This is a genomic window from Gordonia sp. (in: high G+C Gram-positive bacteria) (assembly GCF_049299075.1).
In the GTDB taxonomy this organism is placed as follows: domain Bacteria; phylum Actinomycetota; class Actinomycetes; order Mycobacteriales; family Mycobacteriaceae; genus Gordonia.
Genome location: NZ_JBAQWU010000360.1, coordinates 1 through 4,696, shown reverse-complemented (window position 1 = coordinate 4,696; position 4,696 = coordinate 1). Strand labels below are relative to the sequence as shown.

5 protein-coding genes are annotated in these 4,696 nt (G+C 66.7%); 3 read left to right on the top strand and 2 right to left on the bottom strand.

Features of this window, described 5'->3' with window-relative positions:
• Positions 1-141: 141 nt before the first annotated feature.
• Both WAW85_RS11355 and WAW85_RS11350 read right to left on the bottom strand, forming a co-directional pair.
• Positions 142-780: a class I SAM-dependent methyltransferase gene (locus WAW85_RS11355; protein ID WP_422559716.1), complete on the bottom strand. Its 639-nt coding sequence runs from the start codon at positions 778-780 to the stop codon at positions 142-144.
• 5 nt (positions 781-785) lie between these two features.
• The gene (locus WAW85_RS11350; protein ID WP_422559715.1) at positions 786-1,325 is read right to left on the bottom strand and encodes a carboxymuconolactone decarboxylase family protein; all 540 of its coding nucleotides are present in this window, start codon (positions 1,323-1,325) and stop codon (positions 786-788) included.
• 68 nt (positions 1,326-1,393) lie between these two features.
• Here WAW85_RS11350 and WAW85_RS11345 point away from each other — a divergent pair, with 68 nt between their 5' ends.
• The 3 genes from WAW85_RS11345 to WAW85_RS11335 all read left to right on the top strand — a co-directional run.
• Positions 1,394-2,128 carry a hypothetical protein gene (locus WAW85_RS11345; protein WP_422559714.1) on the top strand — a complete coding sequence of 245 codons (735 nt, stop codon included), beginning with the start codon at positions 1,394-1,396 and terminating at the stop codon, positions 2,126-2,128.
• A 352-nt stretch (positions 2,129-2,480) separates the two neighbouring features.
• On the top strand, positions 2,481-3,776 hold the full coding sequence (aceA, locus tag WAW85_RS11340; RefSeq protein WP_422559713.1) for an isocitrate lyase: 1,296 nt from the start codon (positions 2,481-2,483) through the stop codon (positions 3,774-3,776).
• Positions 3,777-3,900: 124 nt separating this feature from the next.
• A partial coding sequence (locus WAW85_RS11335) for a 3-hydroxybutyryl-CoA dehydrogenase (protein ID WP_422559712.1) occupies positions 3,901-4,696 on the top strand: 796 nt, incomplete at its 3' end.

Sequence of the window (4,696 nt, the reverse complement as noted above, 5' to 3'; positions counted from 1 at the left end):
GGGGTAGGTCGGTCGAGGTGGCCTCGGACATGGCGACTCCTTAAGGGGACGAAACATTCAATTAATAGCCTACCCTTACTCGGAGACCAGGAGCAGGGCCGGATGTCCCGAATGTGACAGATTGCTCAGGGCTTACGTTGCTCAGAGCTTGCGGCCGTGGACGTACTGGCCGACACCGGTGATCGTCTGCTCCAGGCCGACCAGCTCGTGCGCCCGCAGGTGATCGAGGATCTCGGTCCGCGAAAACAGGCGCAGTCCGAGCACGCCGCTGACGAGGTCGGCGCCGGGCAGCGCGGCGACCCCGGACTGGATGGATGTGAAGACGATCAGCTCGCCGCCGGGGGCCAGCATGCGGACCATCTCGTCGAGCGCCGAGAGCGGGTCGGGGATCAGGTAGAGCGCCGCCAGGCAGGTGACGGTGTCGTAGGAACCTGACCGGAAGGGCAGCGCATGTGCATCGCCACGAACGAAGGTCGCCCGATCGGTGTGGTTGTCGTGGGCCGCCTGGGCGAGCATGGCGGCGGAGTAGTCGAGCCCGACGTAGGAGCCCACGCCGGTCAGCCCCTTCGCGGCGTCCTTCGCGTAATTGCCGGGACCGCAGGCGACGTCGAGCACGCGTCGCTCACCGGGACGGGCAAGGTAGGCGCGCAACGCGCGGTCGTAGTCGGCGGTCGACGAGCCGCCCAGGCTGAAGCCGCGGGTGAAGATTGGCCGCCAGGCGCGCTCGTAGATCTGCGAGAAGACCCGGTTGTGCATCGTTTGCTCGGCGAGGGAGGCCACGCCGGTCAGGCCTCGAAGTAGTCGCGCTCGACGCGCAGGGTGCCGATGGTGGTGGCGAGCATGTCGTACTGGCCGACCAACAGGACGAAGGCGATGGCTTTGCGCTCAGAGAGATGTCGCCGCAGTGCGGCCCAGGTGTCGTCGTTGATGTCGCGGCCCGCAACCAACTCGTCGGTGGCGCGCAGCAGAACCGCTTCGCGGTCGCCCCAGCCTGCGTCGGGTCCTTCGAGGATCCGGTCGATATCTGCGGCCCCGAGCCCGGCGCGGCCGCCGAGGCGCATGTGGTGGTCGAGTTCGTACTCACAGCGGCGCAGGTGGGCGATCCGGATGATGATCATTTCGCTCTCGCGGCGGCTCAGTTCGCCGAACGGCATCATGCGGCTCGAGAAGTGCAGCCAACCCCGGAACAGGCCTTTGCTGCGGCCGAGCGTGGCGAAGATGTGGGCGTTATCGGTACCGGTGGCCACTGACATGGCCTTCACCACGACCCAGTTGATCGGGCCCAACTCGCGAAAGTGGCCGGGTGAGACGCGGGGAGTGCTCATCGCCCGAGGGTATCGAAGGAGGGTGCCGTTGTGGCCGACTCAGCCCGAACTCCCGGTACGGTGACCGCGTGAACGTATCGCGACGCGCTGGATCGGCCCTGCTCGCCACGGCGCTCGGACTAGGGCTCGCAACGGGCTGTGGTGATGCGGCCGACCAGACGCTGCCGCTGACGGGGCTGGTGTTGCCTTCCGCTAGTGTCCCGGCCGGCTACCAGGTGGTGCCCGTACCGGTCGACGACCTGCTCTCGGCCAACCGGCAGACGCTGGAGCAGGCGACGACGGTGGCGTTCTCCCCGCCGGTCTGTAAGCCGACCGCGGACGCCGAGTTCAGCCCGCAACTGAACACCGACAACACGGTGCTGCTGGTCGCCGAGTCGGACACTGCCACGCTGTCGGAGGTCATCACCACGGTGCGCCGCGATCTGGACGCCGACCGGCGTGCCACCACTGGGCCGTGTCGCGTCGTGACCGTGGTCCCCACCAAGGGCACCTTGGCCGGCGCGCAGATCGTCACTTCGCGTCGAGAGATTTCGGTGCCGCACAGTGATGAGGTCGAGCAGGCGGTGGTGGTGCGCAGTGACACGGTCACCACCTTGGTCGACGGTCAGTATCGGGTGCGCAGCGCATTGCTGGGCAGTGCGCTGGTGCGCCGCCCGAACGGCGCGACGGTGACGGTCTCGGTCAACGTGGCGACCCGCGATCTGAGTGCCCGGCCGGAGGCGCCGACGCAGATCGCGCCGCCGATGGATGAGGACGAATACCTGACCCTGTTCGACGAGGCGATCGCGCGCGCCGCCCGCTGATGCGCCTGGAACAGGGCCCGGGTCCTGTGAGATCACCCACGTTCGGTTCGATCATCGCAAGGGCCGGGTGCGCGCTTGGTTGACGGGCCAGGAAACGACTGGGCTACTGGCGCGTAACGGGTTTTCCCAGTACGCGCGTACTTTTTTGTCGCCGTGGTCGAGCAACGGTCGCCGTCGGCGCTCGCGCACGATCGGATGTTGCCATCGGCCATTGGCTGGACCTGCGACTTTATCGTGTGGCACAGTAGTTGCAGGCTTTGCCTCGGAGTGTCGTCTGGAGTGAAACTGCGGACGCCCCCGGATATCCCGCAAGCGCTGCCGGACTCGGCAGCGGACAAGAAAGCGAAGGCTTATGACCAACGTTGGCCAGCCCCGTACCGCCGCCGAGATCCAGCAGGATTGGGACACCAATCCGCGTTGGGCGGGCATCACCCGTGACTACTCCGCCCAGCAGGTCGTCGATCTCCAGGGCACCGTCGTCGAGGAGCAGACCCTCGCTCGCCGTGGCTCCGAGATCCTCTGGGACGCCGTGTCCAAGAAGGACGACAGCTACATCAACGCGCTGGGCGCCCTGACCGGCAACATGGCCGTTCAGCAGGTCCGCGCTGGCCTGAAGGCCATCTACCTGTCCGGTTGGCAGGTTGCCGGTGATGCGAACCTCTCGGGTCACACCTACCCGGACCAGTCGCTGTACCCGGCGAACTCGGTGCCGAACGTGGTTCGTCGCATCAACAACGCGCTGCTGCGCGCCGACGAGATCGCCAGCGTCGAGGGCGACAAGTCGGTCGACAACTGGCTGGTTCCGATCGTGGCCGACGGTGAAGCCGGTTTCGGTGGCGCCCTGAACGTCTACGAGCTCCAGAAGGCCATGATCGCCGCAGGCGTCGCTGGCTCGCACTGGGAGGACCAGCTCGCTTCGGAGAAGAAGTGCGGCCACCTCGGTGGCAAGGTGCTGATCCCGACCCAGCAGCACATCCGCACCCTGACCTCGGCGCGTTTGGCTGCCGACGTCTCGGACGTGCCGACCGTCGTCATCGCCCGTACCGACGCTGAGGCTGCGACCCTGCTGACCTCGGACGTCGACGAGCGTGACCGCCCGTTCCTTGACGGCACCCGCACCAGCGAGGGCTTCTACGGGATCAAGAACGGCATCGACCCCTGCATCGCCCGTGCGAAGGCCTACGCACCGTACGCCGACCTGATCTGGATGGAGACCGGTGTTCCGGACCTCGAGGTCGCCAAGAAGTTCGCCGAGTCGGTCCGCGCGGACTTCCCGGACCAGCTGCTGGCCTACAACTGCAGCCCGTCCTTCAACTGGAAGGCGCACCTGGACGACGCCACCATTGCGAAGTTCCAGAAGGAACTCGGCGCGATGGGCTTCAAGTTCCAGTTCATCACCCTGGCGGGCTTCCACTCGCTCAACTACGGCATGTTCGACCTGGCCTACGGTTACGCCCGCGAGGGCATGACCGCCTTCGTCGACCTGCAGGAGCGCGAGTTCAAGGCCGCCGAGGAGCGTGGCTTCACCGCCATCAAGCACCAGCGCGAGGTTGGCGCCGGCTACTTCGATCGCGTCGCCACCACGGTTGACCCGAACACCTCGACCGCAGCCCTCAAGGGCTCGACCGAAGAGGGCCAGTTCCACTAGGAACCAGCACTCCTCGCTAGCGAGGCAGTAGCACTATGACAATCCCGGGGCAGGCAGGGAGAAATTCTTGCCCGCCCCGGGTTTGTTGTTTCCAGGCAACGTCCACGAGTCTTCAGGAGCACCGGTGACCAGCGACAAGATCTCCCGAGTCGGCATTGTCGGCGCCGGGCAGATGGGCGCCGGCATCGCGCAGGTCTGCGCCAGGGCCGGAGTCGACGTGGTGGTGTACGAGTCGACGCGCGAGCGCGCCGCGGCCGGCCGCACCCGCGTTCTCCGCGCTCTCGACGGCGCCGTGTCCGAGGGGCGACTGACCCATCGTGAACGACAGCAAGCCGCGTGGCGCCTCCGCTTCACCGACGAGCTCGCCGAGTTTGCCGACCGTGAACTCGTCGTCGAAGCCGTCGTCGAGGATGAGGCCGTCAAGACCGAGCTGTTCGCGCGGCTCGACGCCGTCGTCACCAACCCCGATGCCGTGCTGGCATCCAATACCTCGTCGATCCCCATCGCGACGCTGGCGGCCGCGACCACGCGCCCGGCTCGCGTGATCGGCCTGCACTTCTTTAATCCAGTCCCCGTGCTGCCGCTGGTGGAACTTATCGTCACCGAGGAAACCGGCGACGACGTGGCCGCCCGCGCCGAATCCTTTGCGCACGATGTGCTCGGCAAGCAGGTGATCCGTTCGGCCGATCGCTCCGGCTTTGTGGTCAACGCGCTGCTGGTGCCGTACCTGCTGTCCGGGGTGCGGATGGTGGAGAGCGGCTTCGCCACTGTCGAGGACGTCGACCGCGCCATGGTGCTCGGCTGCGCGCATCCGATGGGGCCGCTCAAGCTCACCGACCTCGTCGGGCTGGACACCGTGAAGGCCATCGCAGACAAGATGTTTGAGGAATTCAACGAGCCGCTCTACTCGCCGCCCGCGC

Coding starts and splice junctions, on each gene's coding strand:
- WAW85_RS11350 (WP_422559715.1), bottom strand. CDS start 1,325: ATGAGCACTCCCCGCGTCTCACCCGGCCACTTTCGCGAGTTGGGCCCG.
- aceA (WP_422559713.1), top strand. CDS start 2,481: ATGACCAACGTTGGCCAGCCCCGTACCGCCGCCGAGATCCAGCAGGAT.